This is a genomic window from Sporosarcina sp. FSL K6-1540 (genome assembly GCF_038620285.1).
Taxonomy (GTDB): domain Bacteria; phylum Bacillota; class Bacilli; order Bacillales_A; family Planococcaceae; genus Sporosarcina; species Sporosarcina psychrophila.
The window spans coordinates 2,390,001-2,415,897 of the sequence record NZ_CP152018.1; the positions used below are offsets into that span (position 1 = coordinate 2,390,001).

At 43.8% G+C, this 25,897-nt stretch carries 18 protein-coding genes, 18 tRNA genes and 2 rRNA genes (1 of these 38 running past the window's edge); 30 read left to right on the forward strand and 8 right to left on the reverse strand.

The features are described 5' to 3' along the window. The 21 genes from MKY15_RS11110 to MKY15_RS11210 all read left to right on the forward strand — a co-directional run. Positions 1-2,567, forward strand: a 23S ribosomal RNA gene (locus tag MKY15_RS11110); it begins 365 nt to the left of the window's first position. A gap of 146 nt (positions 2,568-2,713) precedes the next feature. Continuing rightward, positions 2,714-2,829 (forward strand): 5S ribosomal RNA (gene rrf, locus MKY15_RS11115). A gap of 44 nt (positions 2,830-2,873) precedes the next feature. Beyond that, positions 2,874-2,948 (forward strand) — tRNA-Asn (locus MKY15_RS11120). Positions 2,949-2,952: 4 nt separating this feature from the next. After that, positions 2,953-3,044: transfer RNA gene (locus tag MKY15_RS11125), tRNA-Ser, on the forward strand. Between the two features lie 23 nt (positions 3,045-3,067). Further along, positions 3,068-3,142: transfer RNA gene (locus MKY15_RS11130), tRNA-Glu, on the forward strand. A gap of 165 nt (positions 3,143-3,307) precedes the next feature. Then, positions 3,308-3,383 (forward strand) — tRNA-Val (locus tag MKY15_RS11135). A 68-nt stretch (positions 3,384-3,451) separates the two neighbouring features. Then, positions 3,452-3,526, forward strand: a tRNA-Met gene (locus tag MKY15_RS11140). A gap of 81 nt (positions 3,527-3,607) precedes the next feature. Beyond that, a tRNA-Met gene (locus MKY15_RS11145) sits at positions 3,608-3,682 on the forward strand. A gap of 3 nt (positions 3,683-3,685) precedes the next feature. Next, positions 3,686-3,761, forward strand: a tRNA-Asp gene (locus MKY15_RS11150). A 59-nt stretch (positions 3,762-3,820) separates the two neighbouring features. After that, positions 3,821-3,896, forward strand: a tRNA-Phe gene (locus MKY15_RS11155). Positions 3,897-3,909: 13 nt separating this feature from the next. Then, positions 3,910-3,985: transfer RNA gene (locus MKY15_RS11160), tRNA-Thr, on the forward strand. A 13-nt stretch (positions 3,986-3,998) separates the two neighbouring features. Then, positions 3,999-4,083: transfer RNA gene (locus MKY15_RS11165), tRNA-Tyr, on the forward strand. Positions 4,084-4,088: 5 nt separating this feature from the next. Continuing rightward, positions 4,089-4,162 (forward strand) — tRNA-Trp (locus MKY15_RS11170). A 27-nt stretch (positions 4,163-4,189) separates the two neighbouring features. Further along, positions 4,190-4,265: transfer RNA gene (locus tag MKY15_RS11175), tRNA-His, on the forward strand. Positions 4,266-4,301: 36 nt separating this feature from the next. Beyond that, positions 4,302-4,377 (forward strand) — tRNA-His (locus MKY15_RS11180). Positions 4,378-4,411: 34 nt separating this feature from the next. Beyond that, a tRNA-His gene (locus MKY15_RS11185) sits at positions 4,412-4,487 on the forward strand. A gap of 10 nt (positions 4,488-4,497) precedes the next feature. Next, a tRNA-Gln gene (locus MKY15_RS11190) sits at positions 4,498-4,569 on the forward strand. A gap of 4 nt (positions 4,570-4,573) precedes the next feature. Continuing rightward, positions 4,574-4,648, forward strand: a tRNA-Gly gene (locus MKY15_RS11195). A gap of 8 nt (positions 4,649-4,656) precedes the next feature. After that, positions 4,657-4,730: transfer RNA gene (locus MKY15_RS11200), tRNA-Cys, on the forward strand. A gap of 41 nt (positions 4,731-4,771) precedes the next feature. Then, a tRNA-Leu gene (locus MKY15_RS11205) sits at positions 4,772-4,852 on the forward strand. Positions 4,853-5,030: 178 nt separating this feature from the next. Beyond that, entirely contained in the window at positions 5,031-5,483 is a 453-nt protein-coding gene (locus tag MKY15_RS11210) for an SRPBCC family protein (RefSeq protein ID WP_187046656.1), read from the forward strand. 333 nt (positions 5,484-5,816) lie between these two features. On the opposite strand, the gene MKY15_RS11215 is transcribed toward MKY15_RS11210, so the two are convergent. Together MKY15_RS11215 and MKY15_RS11220 are read right to left on the reverse strand one after the other, a co-directional pair. After that, the gene (locus MKY15_RS11215; RefSeq protein ID WP_156475953.1) at positions 5,817-6,332 is read right to left on the reverse strand and encodes a hypothetical protein; all 516 of its coding nucleotides are present in this window, start codon (positions 6,330-6,332) and stop codon (positions 5,817-5,819) included. 29 nt (positions 6,333-6,361) lie between these two features. Next, a complete protein-coding gene (locus MKY15_RS11220; RefSeq protein ID WP_082786793.1) occupies positions 6,362-7,042 on the reverse strand; it encodes a phenylalanine--tRNA ligase beta subunit-related protein in 681 nt (226 codons plus the stop codon). A 68-nt stretch (positions 7,043-7,110) separates the two neighbouring features. On the opposite strand from MKY15_RS11220, the gene queG reads away from it, so the two are divergent. From queG to MKY15_RS11235, 3 genes are all read left to right on the forward strand, one after another. Next, positions 7,111-8,250 carry a tRNA epoxyqueuosine(34) reductase QueG gene (gene queG / locus MKY15_RS11225; protein ID WP_340766126.1) on the forward strand — a complete coding sequence of 380 codons (1,140 nt, stop codon included), beginning with the start codon at positions 7,111-7,113 and terminating at the stop codon, positions 8,248-8,250. A gap of 117 nt (positions 8,251-8,367) precedes the next feature. Beyond that, positions 8,368-8,841, forward strand: a complete 474-nt coding sequence (gene trmL / locus MKY15_RS11230) for a tRNA (uridine(34)/cytosine(34)/5-carboxymethylaminomethyluridine(34)-2'-O)-methyltransferase TrmL (protein ID WP_067205859.1) — start codon at positions 8,368-8,370, stop codon at positions 8,839-8,841. A gap of 325 nt (positions 8,842-9,166) precedes the next feature. Further along, a complete protein-coding gene (locus tag MKY15_RS11235) occupies positions 9,167-9,460 on the forward strand; it encodes a hypothetical protein (protein ID WP_067205862.1) in 294 nt (97 codons plus the stop codon). Between the two features lie 48 nt (positions 9,461-9,508). On the opposite strand, the gene MKY15_RS11240 is transcribed toward MKY15_RS11235, so the two are convergent. Next, positions 9,509-10,810 carry an NCS2 family permease gene (locus tag MKY15_RS11240; RefSeq protein ID WP_067205864.1) on the reverse strand — a complete coding sequence of 434 codons (1,302 nt, stop codon included), beginning with the start codon at positions 10,808-10,810 and terminating at the stop codon, positions 9,509-9,511. Between the two features lie 156 nt (positions 10,811-10,966). On the opposite strand from MKY15_RS11240, the gene MKY15_RS11245 reads away from it, so the two are divergent. Continuing rightward, positions 10,967-11,791: an aldo/keto reductase gene (locus MKY15_RS11245; protein WP_067205867.1), complete on the forward strand. Its 825-nt coding sequence runs from the start codon at positions 10,967-10,969 to the stop codon at positions 11,789-11,791. A gap of 136 nt (positions 11,792-11,927) precedes the next feature. Beyond that, positions 11,928-12,863 (forward strand): methyl-accepting chemotaxis protein, encoded by a 936-nt coding sequence (locus MKY15_RS11250; RefSeq protein WP_067205870.1) that lies wholly within the window; start codon positions 11,928-11,930, stop codon positions 12,861-12,863. Between the two features lie 122 nt (positions 12,864-12,985). Here the strand turns inward: MKY15_RS11250 and MKY15_RS11255 are convergent, their stop codons facing one another. The 3 genes from MKY15_RS11255 to MKY15_RS11265 form a co-directional block, all read right to left on the reverse strand. Further along, a complete protein-coding gene (locus MKY15_RS11255; RefSeq protein WP_187046659.1) occupies positions 12,986-13,837 on the reverse strand; it encodes an RluA family pseudouridine synthase in 852 nt (283 codons plus the stop codon). Between the two features lie 115 nt (positions 13,838-13,952). Further along, positions 13,953-14,432, reverse strand: coding sequence for a thioredoxin family protein (locus MKY15_RS11260; RefSeq protein WP_067205874.1), 480 nt, complete (start codon positions 14,430-14,432; stop codon positions 13,953-13,955). A gap of 1 nt (position 14,433) precedes the next feature. Beyond that, positions 14,434-14,859, reverse strand: a complete 426-nt coding sequence (locus tag MKY15_RS11265) for a disulfide oxidoreductase (protein ID WP_342537576.1) — start codon at positions 14,857-14,859, stop codon at positions 14,434-14,436. Positions 14,860-14,992: 133 nt separating this feature from the next. On the opposite strand from MKY15_RS11265, the gene MKY15_RS11270 reads away from it, so the two are divergent. Then, the gene (locus MKY15_RS11270; protein WP_067205879.1) at positions 14,993-16,537 is read left to right on the forward strand and encodes a bifunctional GNAT family N-acetyltransferase/carbon-nitrogen hydrolase family protein; all 1,545 of its coding nucleotides are present in this window, start codon (positions 14,993-14,995) and stop codon (positions 16,535-16,537) included. 278 nt (positions 16,538-16,815) lie between these two features. Here MKY15_RS11270 and rsgA read toward each other — a convergent pair whose 3' ends face one another. Both rsgA and MKY15_RS11280 read right to left on the reverse strand, forming a co-directional pair. Then, positions 16,816-17,823 (reverse strand): ribosome small subunit-dependent GTPase A, encoded by a 1,008-nt coding sequence (rsgA, locus tag MKY15_RS11275; protein ID WP_082786794.1) that lies wholly within the window; start codon positions 17,821-17,823, stop codon positions 16,816-16,818. A gap of 427 nt (positions 17,824-18,250) precedes the next feature. Beyond that, positions 18,251-19,576: a hemolysin family protein gene (locus MKY15_RS11280; protein WP_067213830.1), complete on the reverse strand. Its 1,326-nt coding sequence runs from the start codon at positions 19,574-19,576 to the stop codon at positions 18,251-18,253. Between the two features lie 1,309 nt (positions 19,577-20,885). Between MKY15_RS11280 and MKY15_RS11285 the strand changes: the two genes are divergently transcribed. The 3 genes from MKY15_RS11285 (at position 20,886) to MKY15_RS11295 (ending at position 25,891) form a co-directional block, all read left to right on the forward strand. Continuing rightward, positions 20,886-22,625 carry an ABC transporter ATP-binding protein gene (locus MKY15_RS11285; RefSeq protein WP_067205882.1) on the forward strand — a complete coding sequence of 580 codons (1,740 nt, stop codon included), beginning with the start codon at positions 20,886-20,888 and terminating at the stop codon, positions 22,623-22,625. Between the two features lies 1 nt (position 22,626). Beyond that, entirely contained in the window at positions 22,627-24,384 is a 1,758-nt protein-coding gene (locus MKY15_RS11290) for an ABC transporter ATP-binding protein (protein ID WP_067205885.1), read from the forward strand. A gap of 223 nt (positions 24,385-24,607) precedes the next feature. Beyond that, entirely contained in the window at positions 24,608-25,891 is a 1,284-nt protein-coding gene (locus MKY15_RS11295) for an MFS transporter (RefSeq protein WP_255428575.1), read from the forward strand. Positions 25,892-25,897 lie beyond the last annotated feature (6 nt).

The window sequence follows — 25,897 nt, forward strand, 5'->3', positions numbered from 1 at the left end:
GCGGGTAAAAGCCCCGTAGTTGAAAGTCCATTCTCTCCAGAGTGTATCCTGAGTACGGCGGAACACGTGAAATTCCGTCGGAATCCGGGAGGACCATCTCCCAAGGCTAAATACTCCCTAGTGACCGATAGTGAACCAGTACCGTGAGGGAAAGGTGAAAAGCACCCCGGAAGGGGAGTGAAATAGATCCTGAAACCATGTGCCTACAAGTTGTCAGAGCCCGTTAATGGGTGATGGCGTGCCTTTTGTAGAATGAACCGGCGAGTTACGATTCCATGCAAGGTTAAGCAGTGAATGCGGAGCCGCAGCGAAAGCGAGTCTGAATAGGGCGATAGAGTATGGGGTCGTAGACCCGAAACCAGGTGATCTACCCATGTCCAGGGTGAAGGTAAGGTAACACTTACTGGAGGCCCGAACCCACGTACGTTGAAAAGTGCGGGGATGAGGTGTGGGTAGCGGTGAAATTCCAATCGAACCTGGAGATAGCTGGTTCTCTCCGAAATAGCTTTAGGGCTAGCCTCAAACTTAAGAATCTCGGAGGTAGAGCACTGTTTGGACTAGGGGCCCATCCCGGGTTACCGAATTCAGACAAACTCCGAATGCCGATGATTTATGTTTGGGAGTCAGACTGCGGGTGATAAGATCCGTAGTCGAGAGGGAAACAGCCCAGACCACCAGTTAAGGTCCCCAAGTATTCGTTAAGTGGAAAAGGATGTGGCGTTGCCCAGACAACCAGGATGTTGGCTTAGAAGCAGCCATCATTTAAAGAGTGCGTAATAGCTCACTGGTCGAGTGGCGCTGCGCCGAAAATGTACCGGGGCTAAACGAATCACCGAAACTGTGGATTGACATCTTAGATGTCAGTGGTAGGAGAGCGTTCCAAGGGCGTCGAAGCTAGACCGTAAGGACTGGTGGAGCGCTTGGAAGTGAGAATGCCGGTATGAGTAGCGAAAGAAGGGTGAGAATCCCTTCCACCGAATGCCCAAGGTTTCCTGAGGAAGGCTCGTCCGCTCAGGGTTAGTCAGGACCTAAGTTGAGGCCGAAAGGCGTAGACGATGGACAACAGGTTGATATTCCTGTACCACCTCCCCGCCGTTTGAGCAATGGGGTGACGCAGTAGGATAGGGTGAGCGCGCTGTTGGTTATGCGCGTCTAAGCAGTGAGGTGTGGAATGAGGCAAATCCCGTTCCTATAACATTGAGCTGTTACAGCAAGGGGATTTATCCCTGAGTCCCTGATTTCACGCTGCCAAGAAAAGCCTCTAGCGAGGCGGGAGGTGCCTGTACCGCAAACCGACACAGGTAGGCGAGGAGAGAATCCTAAGGTGATCGAGAGAACTCTCGTTAAGGAACTCGGCAAAATGACCCCGTAACTTCGGGAGAAGGGGTGCTCTGGTAGGGTGTTAAAGCCCGAGAGAGCCGCAGTGAATAGGCCCAGGCGACTGTTTAGCAAAAACACAGGTCTCTGCAAAACCGCAAGGTGAAGTATAGGGGCTGACGCCTGCCCGGTGCTGGAAGGTTAAGAGGAGAGGTCAGCGCAAGCGAAGCTTCGAATTGAAGCCCCAGTAAACGGCGGCCGTAACTATAACGGTCCTAAGGTAGCGAAATTCCTTGTCGGGTAAGTTCCGACCCGCACGAAAGGCGTAACGATCTGGGCACTGTCTCAACGAGAGACTCGGTGAAATTATAATACCTGTGAAGATGCAGGTTACCCGCGACAGGACGGAAAGACCCCGTGGAGCTTTACTGTAACCTGATATTGAATTCCGGTGCAGCCTGTACAGGATAGGTAGGAGCCTTGGATTCCGGAGCGCTAGCTTCGGATGAGGCGTTGGTGGGATACTACCCTGGCTGTATTGGACTTCTAACCCATGCCCCTTATCGGGGCAGGAGACAGTGTCAGGCGGGCAGTTTGACTGGGGCGGTCGCCTCCTAAAGAGTAACGGAGGCGCCCAAAGGTTCCCTCAGAATGGTTGGACATCATTCGTAGAGTGCAAAGGCATAAGGGAGCTTGACTGCGAGACCTACAAGTCGAGCAGGGTCGAAAGACGGGCTTAGTGATCCGGTGGTTCCGCATGGAAGGGCCATCGCTCAACGGATAAAAGCTACCCCGGGGATAACAGGCTTATCTCCCCCAAGAGTCCACATCGACGGGGAGGTTTGGCACCTCGATGTCGGCTCATCGCATCCTGGGGCTGTAGTCGGTCCCAAGGGTTGGGCTGTTCGCCCATTAAAGCGGTACGCGAGCTGGGTTCAGAACGTCGTGAGACAGTTCGGTCCCTATCCGTCGCGGGCGCAGGAAATTTGAGAGGAGCTGTCCTTAGTACGAGAGGACCGGGATGGACATACCTCTGGTGTACCAGTTGTCTTGCCAAAGGCATCGCTGGGTAGCTATGTATGGACGGGATAAATGCTGAAAGCATCTAAGCATGAAGCCCCCCTCGAGATGAGATTTCCCATTACGCAAGTAAGTAAGATCCCTCAAAGAAGATGAGGTTGATAGGTCTGGGGTGGAAGCACGGCGACGTGTGGAGCTGACGGATACTAATCGATCGAGGACTTAACCAATTTTGAAAAGGGCTTGATTACCCTGATTCTGTGTAGCACAATGTCTGTTTTATTCAGTTTTGAGCGAACAAAATTAATTATTTTGTAAAAACGCTTGCAAGTAACAACAAGGTATGATATAATTAATCTTGTCTTGTGGAAAATAGTTCAGTGACGATTGCGAAGAGGTCACACCCGTTCCCATACCGAACACGGAAGTTAAGCTCTTCAGCGCCGATGGTAGTTGGGGGTTTCCCCCTGTGAGAGTAGGACGTCGCTGGTCTGTTAGTCCAAAAGAAGATACTTAATGTATGTTCTTAATATTATTCCGCAGTAGCTCAGTGGTAGAGCAATCGGCTGTTAACCGATCGGTCGTAGGTTCGAGTCCTACCTGCGGAGCCATTTAGGAGAGCTGTCCGAGTGGCCGAAGGAGCATGATTGGAAATCATGTAAGCGGCTAACGCTGTTTCAAGGGTTCAAATCCCTTGCTCTCCGCCAGATTCATATAAATGATAAATTAAGGCCCCTTGGTCAAGCGGTTAAGACACCGCCCTTTCACGGCGGTATCACGGGTTCGAATCCCGTAGGGGTCACCATAATTTTTTAGAAATTCATCATTAAGCACGTAGACTTTAATTCAGTAATTCGAGCATAGCACACTCTCGTTAAAATTGGGAGAAGGAAGGAGCGTACATTAGTACGTGACTGACTGAGCGAATGAAGCTGACAGAGAGATGCGCCGCTTATCGCAATTTTACCCAGGAGGATTAGCTCAGCTGGGAGAGCACCTGCCTTACAAGCAGGGGGTCGGCGGTTCGAGCCCGTCATCCTCCACCATTAAGTTTTTTAAGCAGATTCACCGCTTAAAGAAACTTACATATATTTAATTATATAAATACTATTGTCGCGGGGTGGAGAAGTGGTATCTCGTCGGGCTCATAACCCGAAGGTCGCAGGTTCAAATCCTGCCCCCGCAACCAAATTTTATCATGATACAGCAGATCATATAGCTGACATGTAAATGATTAGCTCTTTATCAAATGAATACATTATATTGTTGTCGCGGGGTGGAGAAGTGGTATCTCGTCGGGCTCATAACCCGAAGGTCGCAGGTTCAAATCCTGCCCCCGCAACCAAATGGTCCCGTGGTGTAGCGGTTAACATGCCTGCCTGTCACGCAGGAGATCGCCGGTTCGATCCCGGTCGGGACCGCCATTTTTATTTTTCTTATAAGGTTTAGAATAAGCTAATATCTTAATGTAAACCAAATATGTGGCTCAGTAGCTCAGTCGGTAGAGCAAAGGACTGAAAATCCTTGTGTCGGCGGTTCGATTCCGTCCTGAGCCACCATTTTAATATTTGTGCCGGAGTAGCTCAACTGGTAGAGCAACTGACTTGTAATCAGTAGGTTGAGGGTTCAAGTCCTTTCTCCGGCACCATTTACACCTATATGGTGGGGTAGCGAAGTGGCTAAACGCGGCGGACTGTAAATCCGCTCCCTACGGGTTCGGCGGTTCGAATCCGCCCCCCACCACCAGTTTTAGGGGCATAGTTTAACGGTAGAATAGAGGTCTCCAAAACCTTTGATGTGGGTTCGATTCCTACTGCCCCTGCCATTTTTTTTAGTATAATCTAATATTATGGCGATTGTGGTGAAGTGGTTAACACATCGGATTGTGGTTCCGACACTCGAGGGTTCGATTCCCTTCAGTCGCCCCATTTATCTATCCAATTAAAACAAACTTATATATCATGGCGATTGTGGTGAAGTGGTTAACACATCGGATTGTGGTTCCGACATTCGAGGGTTCGATTCCCTTCAGTCGCCCCATTTTATATTCAATTAAAACAAACTAGATATCATGGCGATTGTGGTGAAGTGGTTAACACATCGGATTGTGGTTCCGACACTCGAGGGTTCGATTCCCTTCAGTCGCCCCATTTATCTTTTTGGGGTATAGCCAAGCGGTAAGGCAACGGACTTTGACTCCGTCACTCGTTGGTTCGAATCCAGCTACCCCAGTTTCGCGGAAGTAGTTCAGTGGTAGAATACGACCTTGCCAAGGTCGGGGTCGCGGGTTCGAATCCCGTCTTCCGCTCCATCATCTACGGCGGCATAGCCAAGCGGTAAGGCATGGGTCTGCAACACCCTTACCACCGGTTCGATTCCGGTTGCCGCCTCCAATTTTCTTATGTATCGTTGTTCGTAAACTAAATAGTGTTATGCCCGAGTGGTGGAATGGCAGACACGTCGCACTCAAAATGCGATGCCGTAAGGCGTGCCGGTTCAAGTCCGGCCTCGGGTATCAGATGAAAAACACAACTTCGGTTGTGTTTTTTTGTGTTTAATTTCTACTATATAAGTTGACTTAACTGAGCGAACGTGGGCTTTGGCTACCCCTAGCACTTTAAAGAATTCAATGTAATTTAATTCTTTATTTCAATATATATTTAGATAAAAGAATAGAGAGTAGGGGAAACATTATGCCATTAATTGAACACCAGGAGTTCATTCAAGCCTCGGTAGAACGTTGCTTTGATCTTGCACGAGACGTGGATATTCATACCCGTACAACAGAGGGGACGAAAGAGAAGGCTGTCGGTGGGGTGACAACAGGTTTATTGCTGGCCGGGGATATTGTTACATGGGAGGCCGTTCATTTCGGTATAAGACAAAGACTAACTGCCAAAGTAACGGTGATGGATATACCGTATATGTTTGAAGACATAATGGTGAAAGGAGCATTCCAATCTTTTCACCATATTCATGAGTTTATTGAGAAGGATAATGGCACTCTGATGATTGACAGATTTCAATATAGATCACCCTGTGGAGTGATTGGTGTTATTGCGGATAAGTTGTTTTTGGAAAGCTATATGAGAAACTTTATTGTGAGTCGAGCAAGAGCTCTGAAGCATATTGCAGAAAATGAGTAAGAGGCATTTCATCAGGAAAAGTCGACTTGATAAACTTGGTGGCACAAGTTTTCTAGAGAGTGGAACCTGGACGTTACTAATAGATGGTGAGAAAACACAGCGGTTCAAAAATGGGTAGTAAACAAAATCGCTCCTTACCGCCGAAGCGTAAGGAGCGATTTTCATAGAGGGGATCCGATGACACTAGTTTGGGTTGTCCATTGCAATTGCCTTGGTTGGTCATTGGGGATTGGTCACAAAGTAAATGGTGACAGGTTATTGGTTTGCCTGCAATTTAAATTGGATTGATCCCTACTCTATGCCCTGGAGAGGAGTCTCACCTTTCCAAGGGCATTAAAAGTACTTCGTATCATCAAATTTCAAGACAATCGAATAGTTTTTTGCATTAATAGAATTAGATAACTTATGTGCATCCTTTTCTGCTTGCAATGATTTCACCCGATAATCCTCAGGATCGAATAAAGCAACACGGTATACGACCGTACCTTCAGAGTAGCCGTATTGAATCTCTTCTTTTTCTGCCATAGAGAGTTCTTTGTAAAAGCGGGCTTTTGCACGTAATTGTATGGCAAGTTCAATCGCTTCGACAATCGCAAGTTGTTGCCCTTGGAACTCGATTTCATTATCGATATTGGCACGATACATGAGACGGTCGAGCACTCGACTATCTAAACGGACTTCATCCAATTCTGTTTCTACGATTTTAAGGCTACGTGGTCCTTGATCAGGGGTGTTGCCTTTTTCTACATTCGTAAAGGCTACGCGTCTCATTTCATCTTCAAGCTCATGAATTCGTTTTGTTAAAACACTTTTTAATTTTACAGCTTCAGCGAGTGTTATGTTGCTCACTTGTTCATTCCCCCCATTTAGAAACATTGTCAGTCAACTATAATGGAAGTTTGTCCCTCGTGCAAAACATATGAACGAACATCTCCACCACTAAGACTAGTAAACATGTTCCCACATGCTGTTGTCAGTTCAAACGCTTCAGTAGCATCCATGGACGGGCGTAGGAAGAAGATATGTAACGCGTCTGTCGTATCTTCTGTTACAGCGCTGCGTATAGAATCGACATATGGGCTACCGAATGGGCTATAATCATCTTTTAACAGTAGAATGTTTTGTAATGAATTAAAACGACCATTCAATCCATCATATCCATCCTCTTCTGTCCCTGAAGTAACGACTATATCGCCGACAATTTTTTCGAGGTCATAGATGCCTACTGGAATTTCGTGCTGCAAGGAAAAGAAGTTATTCAAGTCGACAGCATTGTGGAATGGATCGATGTAGTTTTGCTTCTTAATCCGGCGCATAAGTGCTTCTGTAGAATGACGGTATCGATTAGGGTCTGCGCCAAGTGCTTTCCACACAGTACGCCATTCTTTAATGCCAGGGAATTCGGGGACGGACTTGTTCTCCAGCTCAAAGAAAAGTTGCTCTTGGAATAATTGCAATTTTCCTTTTAGCATTTGAGGCGATTCTGACACTGTAATTTTGGTATAATGATTAATGCCCAATTTTAATCCGGGTACGGCACCTAAAAGCTTCATATCCATTTCAATAATCAATGACTTCACCCTTTATATAGTTTAATTCAATAGTAGCATAGTGGAGGCGATACAGTGTGAATGCTGTTCAGTTGCAACAGTCAGTGAGGGACTATGCGGAGTCAATCGGCATCGACAAAATTGGTTTTACAACAGCTGCACCATTTCGTGAGTTGAAAAACCGCTTGAAGCGGCAGCAAGAACTAGGCTATCAGTCGGGTTTTGAAGAAAAGGATTTAGATAAACGGACAGAACCTGCTCTTTTGCTTGATCAAGCAGAAAGCATTATTGCAATTGCTGTAGCTTATCCATCCAAAATGGCAGATTCTCCGAGAGGAAAAAAAGGCGAGCGCCGGGGTATTTTTTGCCGTGCATCATGGGGAACAGATTATCATACAGTCCTTCGTGAAAAGCTGAGACTGCTTGAGGAATTTATACTAGAACATGCACCTAAAGCAAAGGTTCGCTCGATGGTAGATACGGGTGAGCTTGCAGACCGCGCTGTTGCAGAACGGGCGGGGATTGGCTGGTCGGCAAAAAACTGTTCAATAATTACGCCGGAATTCGGTTCGTATGTGTACCTGGGTGAAATGATTACCAATATCCCTTTTGCGCCGGACGTTCCAATGGAAGATGAATGTGGGGATTGCACACTTTGTCTTGACGTATGTCCAACTGGTGCATTGATTCAGGGTGGTCAATTAAATGCGCAGCGTTGCATTGCTTTCCTTACACAGTCGAAAAAGCCAATCCCGGAAGAATTTCGTGCGGAGTTTGGTAATCGGATATACGGGTGTGATACATGTCAAACGGTATGTCCGAAAAATAAAGGAAAGCATAATTTGCATCAGCAAGCATTCCAACCGGACCCTGAACTGGCGAAGCCACTTCTTCAGCCTGTGCTCAGGTTGTCGAATCGAGAATTTAAAGAGAAATTTGGACATGTATCAGGATCTTGGCGCGGAAAAAATCCGATTCAGCGAAATGCAATTATTGCACTCGCACATTTTAAGGAGGAGTCTGCGGTACCTGAATTGATCAGTATGTTAGAGAACGATCCAAGGCCCGTCATTCGTGGTACGATTGCATGGGCACTTGGTCGAATTGGTTTGGAAGAAGGATATGTAGCGATTAAGGAAGCATTATCGAAAGAGGAAGATCCGGAAGTGCGTGCTGAATTAGAAAAGGCAGCGGATACTTATATATTAAAGAAATGAATGCCTATATAAACTAAACGAAGGCTCCTTACAAGAGGCAGCAGAAGTAAATTCAATGGGGTTCTATATTTCAACAAATCTATAGTAAGAAAAAGTTTAATTGGAGGAATCACTGAGATGGCCATACACGTAGCGTTATTTGAACCACAAATCCCTGCAAACACAGGGAATATTGCAAGGACATGCGCAGGAACAGGAGCGAAACTTCATCTTGTGAAACCGCTTGGATTTTCGACGGATGACAAAATGTTGAAACGTGCGGGGCTCGATTACTGGGAGCACGTCGACATTACATATCATGAAGGAATTCGTGAGCTATTCGCGGCGAATCCCGATGCTGTTTTTTACTTTTTGACAAAACACGGTGAAAGGACTCATACTGCATTCGATTATTCTGATGGTGCAACAGATATATTTTTCGTCTTCGGTAAAGAGACGAGCGGACTTCCTGAAGAAATTTTAGAGGAGAATAAAGAACGGTGTCTACGAATCCCGATGAACGACAACATTCGGTCGCTTAATTTATCGAACACGGCGGCGATACTTATATATGAAGCACTTAGGCAACAATCTTATCCAGGATTGGTATAAAAAAAACGGGGCAGCCTGAAGGCATGTCCCGTTTTACTTATTGTTATTTTTTTAGGCCAGGTATCTTAACCTTGCCCGGTTTATCATCGTATCCGCCTGTGAAAATTGCAGATAGGAATGCAAAGCAAACACCTATAATTAGAATTACTGTCATGATAGGTACCTCCTGTAAATTCATTAGTAGCTTCGTTAAGTATACCCTATTTTAAATGGAATTGAAACGACCGTCAGGAAAAATTGTGACAGAGCCAAGAAAAATGAAACTTTTTGTCGGCTTGTCCGTATATAACATAACGACTTAAATAATATGGAGGTAGAATATAGTATGAAAAATTACTCGACAGGAATGAAATGGATCACGGCAATTGCAGAAGGTTTTCTTGCAATTCCAATCATTGGAGGAGTTTTTGTTATAAGCTCCGGATATTCAGTGCTGGGTGTCATGTTCGTTTTACATGCAATTACGTTACTGCTTTCAATTCGGGACATGCAGGGTAAGGCAGCACCCATCCTAGGTCTCGTCACGAGCATAGTGAGTGCTATTCCGTTCATTGGCTGGTTCATGCACCTACTAACTGCAGGAGCGCTCGTAATGTCAGCTATCACTTCTAGACGCTAAATCAATATGTAAGAAATACCCTTCCGAATACTAACGGAAGGGTATTTTTTAATGTGGTAAATAGAGCAGCTGATAGGTGAACAGTACTGCGAAAATATATAACAGGATAGGAACTTGTTTTCCTTTCCCTTTCACAACTTTCAATAGCGGGTATGTGATGAAACCAAGAGCGATTCCTGTCGCAATGCTCGATGTGAGTGGCATTGTTAGAATAACGAGGAATGCTGGGAATGCTTCATCGAATGAATCCCAATCAATATCTTTCACTGCGCCAATCATCAAGCTTCCGACGATAATCAAAGCAGGAGCTGTGATTGCAGATACACCAGACAATGTACTGACGAGTGGACCGAAAAATGCCGCGACAAGGAAGAGGATAGAGACAGTCAGTGATGTCAATCCTGTCCGGCCACCTACTGCAACACCAGATGAAGATTCGATGTACGCCGTTGTTGGGCTCGTACCGAACATTGATCCGAATGTTGTTGCAACAGAATCTGCAAGTAATGCATGACGTGCACGTGGCAGCTTATTGCCTTTCATAAGGCCAGCCTGTTTTGCAACGCCAATCATCGTGCCGGTGGTATCGAACAAGGTAACGATGAGAAAGGCAAAAACCACCCCATACAAACCATGTGAAATGACGTCACCGAATGCAGTAATCGGATTCCAAACAAGAATCCCTTCCGGCAATTGAGGCATTTTCCATAAGGCACCTTCAAATTTGAGCTGACCCGTAAAGACTGCGACAATTCCGGTTAGAACCATTCCAATGAAAATCGAACCATAGATATTCAAAGTCATAAGAATAACCGTCACGAGAAGGCCGAACAAAGCGAGTAGAACGGGCGGAGACGTAAGGTCGCCAAGCTTAACAAGGTTCGCCTCATGTGGAGCGACGAGTCCAGAAAGACGCAAGCCGATAAAGGCGATGAATAACCCTATCCCAGCTGTAATCCCGAGCTTTAGACTCTCAGGAATTGATTCAATTAATTTTTCACGGAAAGAAGTCAAGGACAACAGAACAAATATTAATCCAGCTATGAATACTGCAGAAAAAGCAGTCATGTAGTCGAGTTGACCATCAGATGCGAGAACAACCGATGTAAAATAAGCATTCAATCCCATTCCTGGTGCAATTGCAATTGGATAATTGGCGAAAAGTGCCATCCAAAGTGTACCGATAACCGCAGCGATAATTGTCGCAATGAATACTTGCTCAAATGGTACGCCGGCGTCAGCAAGAATAATCGGATTGACGATGACAATATAGGCCATTGTCAAAAAAGTTGTCATACCTGCCAATACTTCCGTTTTCACAGTGGTATTATGTTTTTTTAAATGAAACAATGTAAATCTCCTTTCAGAATACGAACGAAATGAAGTACATTTACAATAATATTCGTTTTTACGTTAAAATTCAACTCTGAAATGCAATCAGGTAATTCGTAATATTCGAATGCCGCTTGTACAATTAAAGAATAAGTTTCGAAAGGGGAAATTCAAATGACAAAACGATTCAACGGAACACTTGAGCTAGCAAATGGTGTGAAAATGCCACAATTAGGACTTGGCGTCTATAAGATGACGGATCCGGGTCAGACTGTCGAAGCAATTACATACGCAATAGAAACAGGATATCGCGCAATTGACACAGCGGCAATCTATGAGAATGAAAGGGAAACGGGGGAAGCGGTCCGTCACTCTGGTGTTCCAAGGGAAGAGCTGTTCATCACATCGAAGGTATGGAATACTGATCAGGGCTATGACGGGACACTCCGCGCATTCGAGACTTCATTGAAGAAACTAGGCTTAGATTATTTGGATCTATATTTGACACATTGGCCTGTGTCAGAAAAATATGTCGACACTTATAAAGCGATTGAACGGTTGTATGACGAAAAACTGATCCGTACAACAGGTGTCTCCAATCATCATGCCCATCATCTTGAAAAAATCCTTGTAAAAGCAAATGTTGCGCCAATGGTGAACCAGATTGAACTCCATCCGTATCTAACACAGGAACCGCTCCGTGCGTTTTGCGAAGAGAATGGAATTGCTGTGACGTCTTGGTCACCGCTTGCACGTGGGAAGCTACTTGCAGAACCAACGCTTCTTACTATCGGCGAACAGTACGGTAAAACACCTGCGCAAGTTATTATCAGATGGCATTTGCAAAATAATCTCATCGTTATTCCAAAGTCGGTGACACCTGAACGTATAAGTGAAAATAATGAAGTTGCCGATTTTGAACTGTCATCTGAAGAAATGGCATCGATTAACGCACTTAATCGCGATGAGCGGACGGGAACCAATCCGGATTCATACTAATTTCATTAGCGTGCCTGATATGTGTCATAAGTCTTAATGCTATTCATAGTATTGCAACTTTTAGCACAAATACTACATTCAAAATGAGGTATTTTATGGTATGATGAAAAAAAGGGTGTAGGAGGAATTGATTACCATGTTCAGAAGCAAGAAAAAGGGTATCGAGGATGATCGTCTTCAACTAGAAATTGACCGTTTGAAGTTGGCGTATTCAGATAAAGAACAACAGGATCAAGGACGTTTAACTGACTTAAAAAGCGAGCTGAATGCTGCTGTTAATCAGCATGAAAAAGTAAACGCGCAACATAACGTATTAGGTGAAGCAGTTAGTCAGATTGAGACAAGGTTTGAAAACGTAGGTGAACTAAGCGAAAGAACTTCGGAAAAGTCACAGGACTTGTTTGAAAAAGGTCGTTCACTTGAAGAACAATCTCATAGCATGGTTAAAGAAGCATCAGAAGGAACGAAAGAGGTAAAGGCGACAGCCGATGTAATCAAAGATTTGGGAATCCAAATTCAAGCTTCCGAACAGAACATGACGAACTTAAGCGCTAGATCAGTTGAGATACAGTCAATTGTCGGCGTCATTGAAGATATTGCAGCGCAGACAAATTTGCTTGCATTGAATGCGTCAATCGAGGCGGCACGGGCTGGAGAATCCGGAAAAGGGTTCGCGGTCGTTGCCCAAGAAGTAAGGAAACTTGCAGAAAGCACGTCGGATAGTACGGCAAACATCCAAACATTAACTTCTTCACTTCGCAATGAAATCGAGCAAGCGCTTGCCGCTACAAGGAAAAGTGCTGAGCTCGTTGAAAAAGGAGTCGAAGTAAGTTTGGCAACTGCATTAAAAATTGAAAGCATCCTAAGCACGATTGAGGTAAGCCAAGGTGACATTGGTGCTATTCAAGAAATGATTGAAGAACAGAAAAAACTGTCCGAAGAAGTGAAACATGAACTTCACGGTGCGAAAAGTTTATTCTCACAAGCACATAATCTAATTGTGGAACATATTGAAGATGCAAAAGAAGTTGATGAGCGTCTTGAGAATGGAATCCGTCAACTAGCGTTTTAATTTGATTCAGTACGAGCGAACTTAGGAGTACCTAGACTAAAAATGCCGCGTTCTGAGGATGTCACAAACTAAGTGCAATTTATTAAAAAAATGCCATGGAGAAATACTCTCCATGGCATTTTTTAGATATTTTTCATTTCAATAAGCGTCTGTTCTTCTGTAAATGGATGGATGAACGATAACGCAGTTGCAGTTAACCGATAATGACCGTCTTCCGTTTCACTGCCGTCATATAGTGTATCGCCTGTAACTGGGTATCCAATATGTGATAAATGTACGCGGATTTGGTGTGTCCGACCGGTTTCAAGATCAGCCTCTACAATGGAAGTCTCTTCTTTACGTTCAATAAGTCGGAAGTTTGTAACAGCAGCTTGTCCAGACATTGAAACAATTCGTTTGGCTGGATGATGGCGGTCTTTTCCAATCGGAAGTCTAATGGAACCTTTAGGTCGTTTCAAGTAACCGTCAACTTCTGCCGTGTATTTCCGCGAGATGTCGTTATTCTCAATCATACGGTCGAAGAGTGCCTTCGCAATTGGATGCTTCGCAACGAGAACAACACCGGAAGTTCCTTTATCAAGACGATGGATATGCTCGGCATAATCCCCGCCATTGTTTTTAACATATGCCATGACAGCATTCATCAGTGTACCTTTGTCCCTTGGACCATCGGGATGTGTTGTCATGCCAGCAGGTTTAACAGCTGCCAGGATATGCTCGTCTTCAAAAAGTACGGTAAGTTCAACTTGTTCATCAGCAATATACGTGGAAGCTGCATCAGGGAAAGTAAACACCAATTCCGTACCTTCCGCGAGAGGTAAGCGCCAGTCGTCTACGGGTTCGCCGTTCGAATCTAGTACACTCTTGGCCATACGCATAAGGTGGACCGTCTTTTTACCGCCTTGCCATTTATCTTTGAGCAAGTATTCAACCGTCATATTGTCTTCTTGTGTTTTATAATGAAATAAAGCCATTTAAATCATTCCTTCCAGTCGTGGGCCTACAGGATGTAGGTCATGAAGCGTGAGGGATTGTACTTCATCCCTCCTAGTTGCCGCAGGACGCAGCGAACTTAGACTTCGTTCCATATTATTTGCCTTCGAATTCATTGAAAAATGCACGGATATTTTCCTCGGGTTGTGCACCGAGCATACGTCCGACTTCTTTACCATCTTTGTAGTGGACGAGGGCTGGCCAACGTTCAATTTTATAGTCTGTATCCATTCCGGCTTTATCACCAAATTCCATCATGTTATATTGCAGTACGTTGACATCCATCTCTTTTGCAATTGGCATCAAAACAGGTGTCATTTCCATGCAAAATTGACATTCAGGGTGGAAATAATAGGCCGTTACTGATTCACCGGCCTCGATTTTTTTGAACAGAGTATCTGGCAAGACGATGTTGCTGTAGTTTTCATTGCCGATCAAATCGATTGTTGGTTTTTCAAGATTATCCGTTCCATATGGATTGTCTTTCATTTTTGCTTGGTCCGCTTTGTTCGATAATACGACAATGAGGATGAAGACCGCGACAATAGCACCGCCAATGATTAATAATTTTTTCAAGTTACTTCGACTCCTTCTGCCATTTCATCATGAAAAGGCTTGTGATTAAGATGATTAAAAATGCCGTAAGCGCCAAGAAGGGAATTGTAATAAATCCAAGATAGTTGATGTACTGTCCGGTGCAAGATACATTCCCACAAACCGGTGCGCTATTGCCCAAAAAAGTCAGCTTTTGAATTCCATAATGATAGAGGGAGATACTTCCACCAACAATCGAGAAAACAGCTAGAGTCAAGGCAATTCGTGCGTTTTTTTGGAACAGGGCGACACCTGAAATGAGTACGATTGGATACATCAGAATCCGCTGGTACCAACAGAGCGTACAGGGCTCATATCCGCGTACTTCCGAAAAGTATAACGAACCGAGCGTTGCGACAAATGAAACTGTCCAAATAACAATGAGACTGTTTTCTAGTCGTTTTTGCATACAATCATCTCCTGCTTGGTAAACTACATACACATTTGATTATAGGGTGTCGTATTAAACAAGTAAAACATTATTAACTGTAGGGGCAACTGCGGTATAATGGAGAGATACAGGTTGGGAAGAGGTGTTTCGGATGAGTGAAGAATTTGATTTGTCTGAGTTTGAAATAAGTATGGTTATTCGTCAGATGAAATTTGAGGATATAACGAGGCTTTTAAGTATGCAGGAATTATGTTTCCCTGGTATGGAACCGTGGGAAGAGGGGCATCTAAAGAGTCATTTAGAAAATTTTCCGGAAGGACAGATGGTTGCTGAATTGGATGGGGAAATCATCGGTTCATGCTCCAGTCTAATCATCAATTTCGATGAGTATGACGACCGCCATACATGGGATGATGTCACTGATGAAGGGTACATAACAAACCATAATCCCGACGGTTATAATATGTACGGCATCGAAGTTATGGTGCATCCTGGCTACCGCCGTATGAAGGTCGGACAGCGTTTGTATGAAGCACGTAAAGAACTTGCGAGAGAGCTCAATTTGAAGTCGATTATCCTAGGTGGTCGGATCCCGAACTACCATAAATTTGCCGAAGAAATGTCGCCGCGTGAATATGTAGATTCTGTGTCGCGCCATAAAATCTATGATCCTGTACTGACGTTCCAACTGATGAATGACTTTACGTTGATGAGGGTTAATCCAAACTATCTACCGGACGATAAAGCATCGAAGAAATATGCAACACTTATGGAATGGAATAACGTTGATTATAAACCGCTGACGAAGCGTCATTTCAAGACAAGTTATCCAGTACGTATTTGCGTTGTCCAATACTTGATGCGCAAGATTTCATCATTCGACGACATGGCTCATCAGTGTGAATATTTCGTTGACGTCGCGTCTGATGCCAACTCCGATTTCGTCGTCTTCCCTGAAATATTCACGACTCAGCTTATGTCATTTATGGATGAAATATCGCCGAGCCAAGCAGTACGTAAAATGACTGAATATACGCCGCAATATATTGAGATGTTCATGAATCTTGCAGTCCGTTATAACGTGAATATCATTGGTGGATCTCACTTTGTCGAGGAAGAGGATGAAGAAATCTACAATATTTCGTATTTGTTCCGTCGTGATGGGTCAATCGAAAAACAATATAAGATTCACATTACGCCAAATGAACGAAAATGGTGGGGAATTAGTGCAGGAGATGCGGTTCGCGTCTTCGATACAGACTGTGGGAAAATCGCCATCCAAATTTGTTATGATATCGAATTCCCCGAATTGGCACGTATTGCAACAGATATGGGTGCCAATATTATCTTCACACCATTTTGTACAGAAGATAGACAAGGGTATCTGCGCGTCCGTTATTGTGCCCAAGCCCGAGCGATTGAAAATCAGATTTACACTGTTATTTCTGGCACGGTCGGAAACTTGCCACAGACGGCAAATATGGATATCCAATATGCACAATCAGCTATATTCGCTCCATCCGATTTCGAGTTTGCTCGGGATGGCATCGTAGGAGAAACGAATGCAAATTTAGAAATGGTACTTATTGGAGACGTCGACCTCGAGATATTACGTCGCCAGCGTCAGGACGGTACCGTGAAGCAACTAAAAGATCGTCGTCATGATGTGTACCATATCGAGTATAAGAAGGATTGAAAGCAAAAATGCCACGCATACCGGTAAACCCGGTGTACGTGGCTGTTTTTTGTAACGCAAAAAGTAGTTTCCGACTTACTAGGAATTCCATGGCGGTGATAAACTCGTTTAAGACGGTGATAAACGGGTCCATGGCGGTGATAAACCTCCCGATGACGGTGATAAAGCAAATCAACGCGGTGATAACAATCAATATACATATCAAAAAAAGGGCTGTTCTTGTTAGTCGATAATTTATCGACTAACAGATCAGCCCTTCTCATATAGTGACTCTTTACTTATTTCTTCTTCGAAGGATGATTGCGCATACTTTTTGTTATCTTTTTCCACTTATTCCGTTCTTCGGATCGAGCGGCGGCATCCATTTTTCGTTCAAGGAATGCCAACTCTTTTTGGAGTTTCAGATAGCTCGCATAGCGGTCTTCAGGTAAAGCACCTGTAGCAAGTGCTTCCTGTACTGCACATCCGGGTTCATTGTTATGCTGACAGTCATTGAACTTGCATGAATTGGTGAATGCTTCCACGTCTTTAAAACCTGAATCCAGGCTCTCGCTGTTGTCCCACAGCTGAAACTCTCTCATCCCTGGCGTATCAATCAGTACACCGCCGCCAGGAATCTTAACGAGTTCACGATGGGTTGTCGTATGCCGGCCTTTATCGTCATCATCACGGATATCTTGAACGAACATCGTTTCACCGCCGTAAATGGCGTTTGTAAGAGAGGATTTTCCTACACCTGAAGAACCTAATAAGGCCGCTGTTTTTCCGCCATCTAACAGTGCGGTCAATTCGTCAATTCCTTCACCGGTTACATTGCTCACGGCGAAAACATCAGCGCCCATAGCTATATTCCGTGCTTCTTCAATGTAGTAGGAAGGGTCATCACATACGTCTTTCTTTGTCAATACGACGACGGGACTTGCGCCTGAATCATAGGCGGCAACCAGATAACGCTCGAGTCGTCTAGCATTAAAGTCTTTATTCATCGACATGACCAAGAAAACGATATCGATATTTACTGCGATAATTTGTTCGGAAATCATTGTGCCAGCGGATTTTCTGGAGAACAGAGATGTTCTCGGTAATATGTCATGGATAATACCACGTTCTTCACCAGGCATTTTTTCCACTGCGACCCAATCACCGACAGCTGGAAAGTCTCGTCGCTCATCGGCTTCGTACTGCATCGCACCCGAACAGACAGATAGCCATTCACCTTCAGCTGTGACAACCCGATACATTCTTTTATGCTCGAGTGTGACACGCCCAGGCGTACATTTTTTCATTTTTAATCCGTCTTTTATATCATCCCAGTTCGTTTCATGGGATAAATTCCAACCGTACTCGTTTAAATTAATCAATTTATATTCCTCCTGTTATGTGCGTACTAGAAAAGCGCAAGGCGCCTGTAGCTAGACAATAAAAAAGCCGTGGGTCCTTTGATCGGACACCACGGCTTTCACGCGCATAACAGAATAAGCATGCTTATTATAAAAGCACGGCAGGTGAAAGTATGGGTCCGATCAAATTAGCAATAGGTACAATGATAATAGCCATAAAACTTCACCTGCTTTCTGTAAGTTGAATTAATAATAACAAGACGCAAGAAGAAAGTCAATACAGACTTTTCAGGTCATTTGAAATATAGCTGAGAAGGTGGGAGCGTATCGTATCGGACAAAAAAAGCGTCCTCCATAGGGAAGACGCTTTTAGTTAGGATTCCATTGACAATTCTGAAGTGCTGTCAGTGGAGTCCTGTTCATATTTGATGACTTCTAGGTAGAGAATATGATGACCATCCACATCTTTCACCATGAATTCAAACCCTTGTTCAATAATTTTTTCACCTTGGATTGCTTCGAAGCGTTGGGTCATGATCCAGCCGCCGATTGTATCGATGTCCTCTTCGTTAATGGAAATACCGAGAATGTCATTTACATTTTCGATGCGCATCTTCGCGTCTAAAATGTAATGGTTTTCCCCGAGAATTTGAATTTCTGGTACTTCATTCATATCGAATTCGTCTTGAATATCACCGACGATTTCTTCTAAAATATCTTCGATAGTTACAAGGCCTGAAGTTCCACCATATTCATCCATTAGAATCGCCATATGAATGCGTTCTCGTTGGATTTTGAGTAGAAGGTCGGCGATTGGTATCGATTCGATGACATGTATAATCGGTTGCATATAATTAACAATTGGTTGATGGCCAGCTGTGTCTGGTTCCTTAATGAATGCTGTCAATAGGTTTTTCATGTTGACCAGACCAATAATATGGTCTTTATCGCCATCCGTGACAGGGTAGCGTGTATATTGTTCAACACCCATCACATCGAATACTTCACGTAATGTCATATCTTTTTCGATTGATATCATTTCTGTCCGAGGGGCCATTATTTCATTGGCAATCCGGTCATCAAATTCGAAAATCTTATTGACATATTTATATTCGGCTTGGTTAATCTCGCCGCTTTTTAAACTATCTGATAAAATCATTCGAAGTTCTTCTTCTGTATGAGCGACTTCTGATTCAGAAATCGATTTATAGCCAAGCAGTCCAACGAAGAAACGTGCAGAACCATTCATACCTTTAATAACAGGGTACATGAGGCGATAAAATAAAATAAGCGGTTTTGCAAATAACAATGTAATGGCTTCCGCTTTTTGAATCGCGATCGTTTTAGGAGCCAATTCACCTATAACAACATGCAAAAATGTTACCGATGTGAATGCGATAATGAATGAAAGAATACTGGAAGTACTAGCTGTTAAATCGAAATAAGAGAAAATCGGTTTTAACATTAGTTTTACAGTTGGTTCCCCGAGCATCCCGAGTCCGAGAGCAGTTATCGTAATCCCCAATTGGCAAGCGGACAAATATTCGTCCAGATTACTAATTACCTTTCTCGCAATTACGGCACGCTGGTTACCCTCCGCAACCAGTTGGTCAATCCGTGTTGATCTAATCTTCACAATTGCAAATTCACTCGCAACAAAAAATGCGGTGAGAGCGATCAAGACAGCAAATGCTGTCAATCGTATGGCAATATCCAAATAATTACTTTGTTCCGAACCCAAATGAGGGGGAGAACAAAGTGTACACCTCCTATAGTGGTAAAATCCTTAGTTAACTCTATGATAATTTATTTTCAAGAAAAAAACAAATAGATACTCTTGTCTTACGTATATTTGCTGGTAAGGCGGTATAGCAGGACTTCTGAAAAAGGATAAGAAAAAGTTCATAGAAGTTGTTCAAGCCTCAATGAAATTCGGGGTGTGGATTGTAGAACGCTTGACGCTTTGGGGATGCCTGCGCTAGGGTGTTCATTATCGAGGAAAATATGATTTTGAGATGTATATGCCGAGATTATACTGTGATTACTAGTTGATACTATATAAATTGAAATAAAGAATTCCATTGAACCGCTGCGACGCTCGGGGATGCCTCCCGCCCTAAGCCAAGCAGCTTCGCCGCCAGTCTTATGGCTTCGGCTACCCCTGTTAAGGCGCCTTCGCTCAGTATATATACCAGATTCAACATATATAATTATCTGGGATGAAATGCGCTTTCTCAAATAGACCATCCAGCGAAGGCGCGACTTCGTGGTAGCCGGAGCGATAAGACTGAAAGTGGTCTTCTTTCTGGCTTATCGCGGGAGGCATCCACAAAGCGTCGAAGCGGTATTGGTAGGAGTTCTATTTCACTCCAATTATTGGGACCTTCTCAGTGGCCTACCAAAAGCTCTTGTAAAGCGCATACGCTGTATTCATTTGTTTAACATATATAGTAGCTGTTATTCATTACGTATTTCTCTGTTGGTGTCATATTCAATTTAACTCATTCATATATTTATCCAATATTAACGAACAGTAAGATTCTCACTGACTTGAGGATTACATCATAGAAAATGGTTGAAGTAATTCTGTTTTCGAAAAGTATTGACAACTCTGAAATGGAAATGATAACCTACAAGTAGTTAGTTACTCGAAATAGAAAGGGAGGTACGGAAAATGAAAAAAGTATACGTGTTCCAAAACAACTACAATAAAATGAAACCGTACCTATCCGTGTTTTAGTTTTTAACACTAAATAAACCCGGACCGGCGCGCTTTGCCGTTCCTTTTATGAGCACACGCTTATCTTAAGAAGCGTGTGCTCTTTTTTTGTTTTAATCTAAAGAGAAATTGGTGTTTCCACGCATTGCGTGTTGCATAAAGTTGGACTAACTAATAGGAAAAGGAGTGTTGACGATGTTAATCATCAAACAACAAAGGAAAATATTGAAAAAGGAATCTCTCGAAAGCGGATAGCTGTAAGAGAATAGGGAAGAAGGTTGATTGAATTATGTTTTCAGTGCTATTTAAATTAAAATGGTTTTTTAAAGAAAATCGTAAGAGGTACACAGTTGCGCTTATTCTGCTGATGGTGACGAATATTCTTGTTGTTATTCCACCTTGGCTAATCGGGCAGGCAATTGACTCGATCTATACACAGACGTTGACAGCAAGATTACTTGTTATATTTATTGGTTCTATGTTTTTAATTATGCTTTTCAATTATGCAAGTAACTATGTTTGGCAATACCAATTATTTGGCGGGGCTTATGTAATCGAACGACAATTACGGGGAAAGCTTATGCATCATTTTCTGAAAATGACCCCCACGTTTTATGAGAAAAATAAAACAGGCGATCTGATGGCCCGTTCTACAAATGACTTACGGGCAATATCTGAGACGGCAGGTTTCGGCATCATGACGCTTGTCGATTCGACGCTCTATTTACTGACGCTAGTCTTGACGATGGGCTTTCTCGTGTCGTGGAAATTGACGCTTGTGGCGATTTTACCGCTTCCGATTTTGGCGTTTATCATGCAGGTTTTAGGAAAGAAAATTCACGAAAGATATATGACGGCACAGCAGGCGTTCGGTGATTTGAATGATAACGTCTTGGAAGCAGTCGCGGGTGTAAGGGTTGTTCGTGCATACGTCCAGGAACGTGCATCTGAAAAAGGGTTTGCTGATATGACGGAAGATGTCTATCAGAAAAACATGCACGTCGAGAAGATTGACGCGCTGTTCATGCCAATTTCGAAAGTACTGACAGGTCTGACGTATATGATTGGGCTCGGTTACGGGGCCTACCTTGTATCCATTGGTGATATGACGCTAGGAAATCTTGTTACCTTTAATGTCTATCTTGGGATGATTGTTTGGCCGATGTTTGCAATTGGTGAATTGATTAACGTTTTACAACGCGGAAATGCGTCACTCGACCGGGTGACAGAGACGCTTGATTATGAGGAAGATGTGAAGGATCCTAAACATCCCGTGAATGTTGAACAACCTAATAGTGTAGGTTTCCAGGATGTTACTTTCACTTATCCGACGTCGCATTCGGTCAACTTGGATGCTATTAAGCTCCATTTGAAACGTGGCGATACGCTTGGGATAGTTGGAAAAACCGGTAGTGGAAAGACGACATTCGTCAAACAGCTACTGCGTGAATATCCATCCGGAGAAGGGGAAATCGTCTTCTCGGGAGTACCAATGCAGTCAATGACAAAAGATCAGGTAAGGGATTGGATTGGTTACGTCCCGCAAGATCACGTTCTGTTTTCACGGTCAGTCAGGGATAATATCTTATTCGGACGACCCGATGCAACCGAAGCGGACATTGCGGAAACGATTCGTCTGTCCTATTTTGAAAAAGATCTTGAAATGCTTCCTGAAGGACTTGAAACACTTGTCGGAGAGAAGGGTGTTGCATTATCCGGAGGGCAGAAACAGCGAATATCCATTGCACGAGCACTGGTGAAAAATCCGGAGATTCTTATTTTAGATGACTCGCTTTCTGCGGTCGATGCAAAAACGGAAGCGAAAATCATAGAAAATATTCAAACGGAACGTTCTGGAAAAACGACAATTATTACAACACACCGACTGTCTGCTATTCAGCATGCAGACTGGATTATCGTACTTGACGATGGGCGTGTTATTGAAGAGGGAACACATGAGGGCTTACTTGGAATGAACGGCTGGTACAAAGAACAATTCGACCGCCAACAGATTGGGGAGGTTGAATAATATGGGTACCGGTAGACGCTTACTCCACTACGCACTTGACTATAAAAAATTATTACTGACAGGTATTATTCTTCTCGCGTTCGCAGTCGCTGCGGATCTAATGGGACCAATGATTGCCAAGAAAATCATTGATGACCACATTGCAGGGGCTACTGGCGGGGGCATGGATTTCGCTCCGATCGCCAAGCTACTTGCCATCTTTTTCGGGCTCGCCGTGGTAACTGCGATACTGAGGTATTTCCAGTATTTATTGATGCAACAGGCGGCAAATCGTATCATACAGAAAATGCGTAATGATCTGTACGAACATATTCAGACATTGCCAATCCGCTATTTTGATAATTTGCCTGCTGGGAAAGTTGTTGCAAGAATTACAAATGACACGGAAGCGATCCGTAACTTATATGTGACGGTCGTTTCACAGTTCGCAATTAGCGGAATGTACATTACAGGAATCTTCATTGCAATGTTCATTTTGGATCCTAAAATGGGTGCTATCACGTTATTTGTCTTACCAATACTTTATATTTGGATGAAGGCATACAGAAAATTCGCTTCGAAGGTTAACCATATCATCCGCGGAAAAGTGAGTGACATGAATGCGATGATTAATGAATCAATAAATGGCATGACAATCATTCAGGCATTTCGTCGTGAAAAGCAGATGGAAGAGGAATTCCGTGACTTGAATGATGAACACTTCCGCTATCAGAACAAACTGCTAAAAGTGGAGGCGGCGACTTCACATAACCTTGTCGACGTAATCCGGTCATTGACCTTTGTGTTCTTTATCTGGTATTTTGGCGGTGCTTCGATCTCCACAGAAAGTTTCATTTCAGTTGGGATGCTCTATGCTTTCGTAGACTATATTACACGGTTGTTCAACCCGGTGACGGGCATTGTAAACCAGTTCGCACGTCTCGAGCATTCACTTGTGGCGGCAGAGCGTGTCTTCAAATTATTGGACCGTGAAGGGGAGCCGGTAAGCGACGACAAAATCGCCCGTTACCAGGGAAATGTCCGCTTTGAGAATGTCTGGTTCGCTTATAAGGATGAAGAATATGTCTTAAAGGATCTTTCATTCGGAGCAAAGCAGGGAGAAACGGTCGCACTTGTCGGCCATACTGGATCGGGAAAAAGTTCAATCATGAATTTACTGTTCCGCTTCTATGATGCTTCGAAAGGGAAGATTACGATTGACGGACTAAACATCAGTGACATGCCACGTCAGACGATTCGTGATCATATGGGTATTGTTCTGCAAGACCCTTACTTGTTTAGTGGGACAGTCGAGTCGAACATTAGCTTAGGTGACTCACGCATTACACGCGAAAAAGTGCAACATTCGCTAGATGCAGTCGGTGGGGAACTGGTATTGAAACATTTGCCAGGCGGAATTGACGAGCCAGTTGTGGAAAAAGGGAGTACGCTCTCTTCTGGACAGCGCCAGCTTATTTCATTCGCACGGGCGCTTGCGTTCGATCCTGCCATTCTTATTCTGGATGAAGCGACGTCCAACATCGACACGGAAACAGAGGAAATCATCCAACATGCGATGGACGTACTGAAAAAAGGGCGTACAACGTTCATCATTGCCCATAGACTCTCTACTATTAAGAACGCGGATCGTATTTTAGTGTTAGATCGCGGGGAGATTGTTGAACAAGGCTCACATGATGAGTTGCTTATGCTTGGTGGGCAATATGCTCAAATGTATAAATTGCAGGCGGGAACTTCTGGTACTCCGAAAGTTGAATGACAAGGATATGACGAAGGGGACTTCCGTGTAAGTGGGAAGTTCCTTTTTTCTTTGTGATTAAGCTCCAAGTGACTGCTTTATTGTTGCCCGTACTACCCGGTGTGTGGTCCAGCTGTTGCCACAATTTGAAGGGTACAAATGGTGTCAATAACTGGCACGATGCATTTGAGTTGTTGAAAAACTATTCTGAAAGACGTATCTTTAGAGTAACGAAGTATCTCGTATGGAAAGTTGGAGTAGCATGGGGAAATGGTATGCGGATTGGAAGTTGAAAATATCTTCATTCAATAAAAACGTCAGGCTGTTCATGCTAGCGAACGTGCTCATCCAGATCGGGATGGGTGTATTCATGGTCATGTACAATCTCTATATAAAAGAGTTAGGAATGCCTGAAACTATCAACGGAAAAGTCATTTCTATGACGGCGTTGGCTTCGGCAATTATGCTCGTTCCAGCCGGATTTCTAAGTGATAAATTCGGTCGGAAATGGATGATTGTCGGCGGTGCAATTTTCGGAGGAATGACATTGTTTTACCGAAGTGTCGCTGTTGCTGAAACGCCAATTATTTACGCAGCATTTCTGACGGGGTTATTCATGGCATTCGTGCAAGTTTCGGGTGTGCCATTTCTCGCTGAAAACTCAAAGCCCGCCGAACGGGTCCATATGTTTAGTATCCACTTCGCCCTCATGACGGTTGCGAATGTTATCGGCAGTTTGCTTGGGGGCGTTATCGCTGACGTACTAGAAGTCCTCTTGGCTCTCGATGCAGCTGATGCGATTCGTTGGGCGCTTCTAACGGGGGCAACCATTTTTATAATTGGTTTACTTCCCTTATTTAAACTTCAAAACAAGCCGCCTAAACCGGTGCAAGTGAAGAAAACGTCCGTTGAACCTGTGGACGAAGAGATTGAGAAAGTCGACAGCAGCTTCAGACGGAATATCATTCTGATTTTCCATTTCTCATTTGCGAGTTTGCTGATTGGTTTTGGTTCAGGTCTTGTTGTGCCGTACTTGAATTTATATTTCTCAAACCGATTTGATGCCTCAAATGCATACATTGGTCTTATTTTATCACTTGGATCTGCGATGACGGCGGTAGCTATGCTTATTGGTCCGGCATTAGTGAAAAAGGTTGGGAAAGTGAAAGCACTTATCCTATTCCAAATGCTGTCTATTCCATTTTTACTATTAACGGCCTATACGACATCCCTGTTGTTAGCATCACTCGGATTCCTTATGCGCCAGGCACTCATGAATGCGGGGAATCCGATTCAAAGTGCTATTGCAATGGAAATTGTTGCGGATAAATACAAAGGGCTTGCTAACTCAGTGAACCAAACTGTATTTAATATTGGATGGGCAGCGATGGGGCCTGTAGCAGCGGGGCTTGTTATTGCAAGTGGTTCGTATTGGGGCTATGCCTATGCATTCACAATCACAGCAGGACTCTATGTTGTTTCCTCGACGTACTATTACTTCATTTTTGGCAGAAGAAATTTGTCGTAGGAATAG

Excerpts from the sequence above, each read along its gene's own strand:
- MKY15_RS11245 (WP_067205867.1), top strand. The coding sequence starts at position 10,967 with ATGACAAAACGATTCAACGGAACACTTGAGCTAGCAAATGGTGTGAAA.
- MKY15_RS11295 (WP_255428575.1), top strand. The coding sequence starts at position 24,608 with ATGGAAAGTTGGAGTAGCATGGGGAAATGGTATGCGGATTGGAAGTTG.
- MKY15_RS11270 (WP_067205879.1), top strand. The coding sequence starts at position 14,993 with ATGAGTGAAGAATTTGATTTGTCTGAGTTTGAAATAAGTATGGTTATT.
- MKY15_RS11285 (WP_067205882.1), top strand. The coding sequence starts at position 20,886 with ATGTTTTCAGTGCTATTTAAATTAAAATGGTTTTTTAAAGAAAATCGT.
- MKY15_RS11220 (WP_082786793.1), bottom strand. The coding sequence starts at position 7,042 with ATGGATATGAAGCTTTTAGGTGCCGTACCCGGATTAAAATTGGGCATT.
- MKY15_RS11210 (WP_187046656.1), top strand. The coding sequence starts at position 5,031 with ATGCCATTAATTGAACACCAGGAGTTCATTCAAGCCTCGGTAGAACGT.
- trmL (WP_067205859.1), top strand. The coding sequence starts at position 8,368 with ATGGCCATACACGTAGCGTTATTTGAACCACAAATCCCTGCAAACACA.
- MKY15_RS11235 (WP_067205862.1), top strand. The coding sequence starts at position 9,167 with ATGAAAAATTACTCGACAGGAATGAAATGGATCACGGCAATTGCAGAA.
- MKY15_RS11250 (WP_067205870.1), top strand. The coding sequence starts at position 11,928 with ATGTTCAGAAGCAAGAAAAAGGGTATCGAGGATGATCGTCTTCAACTA.
- rsgA (WP_082786794.1), bottom strand. The coding sequence starts at position 17,823 with ATGAAAAAATGTACGCCTGGGCGTGTCACACTCGAGCATAAAAGAATG.
- MKY15_RS11255 (WP_187046659.1), bottom strand. The coding sequence starts at position 13,837 with ATGGCTTTATTTCATTATAAAACACAAGAAGACAATATGACGGTTGAA.
- MKY15_RS11265 (WP_342537576.1), bottom strand. The coding sequence starts at position 14,859 with ATGCAAAAACGACTAGAAAACAGTCTCATTGTTATTTGGACAGTTTCA.
- MKY15_RS11290 (WP_067205885.1), top strand. The coding sequence starts at position 22,627 with ATGGGTACCGGTAGACGCTTACTCCACTACGCACTTGACTATAAAAAA.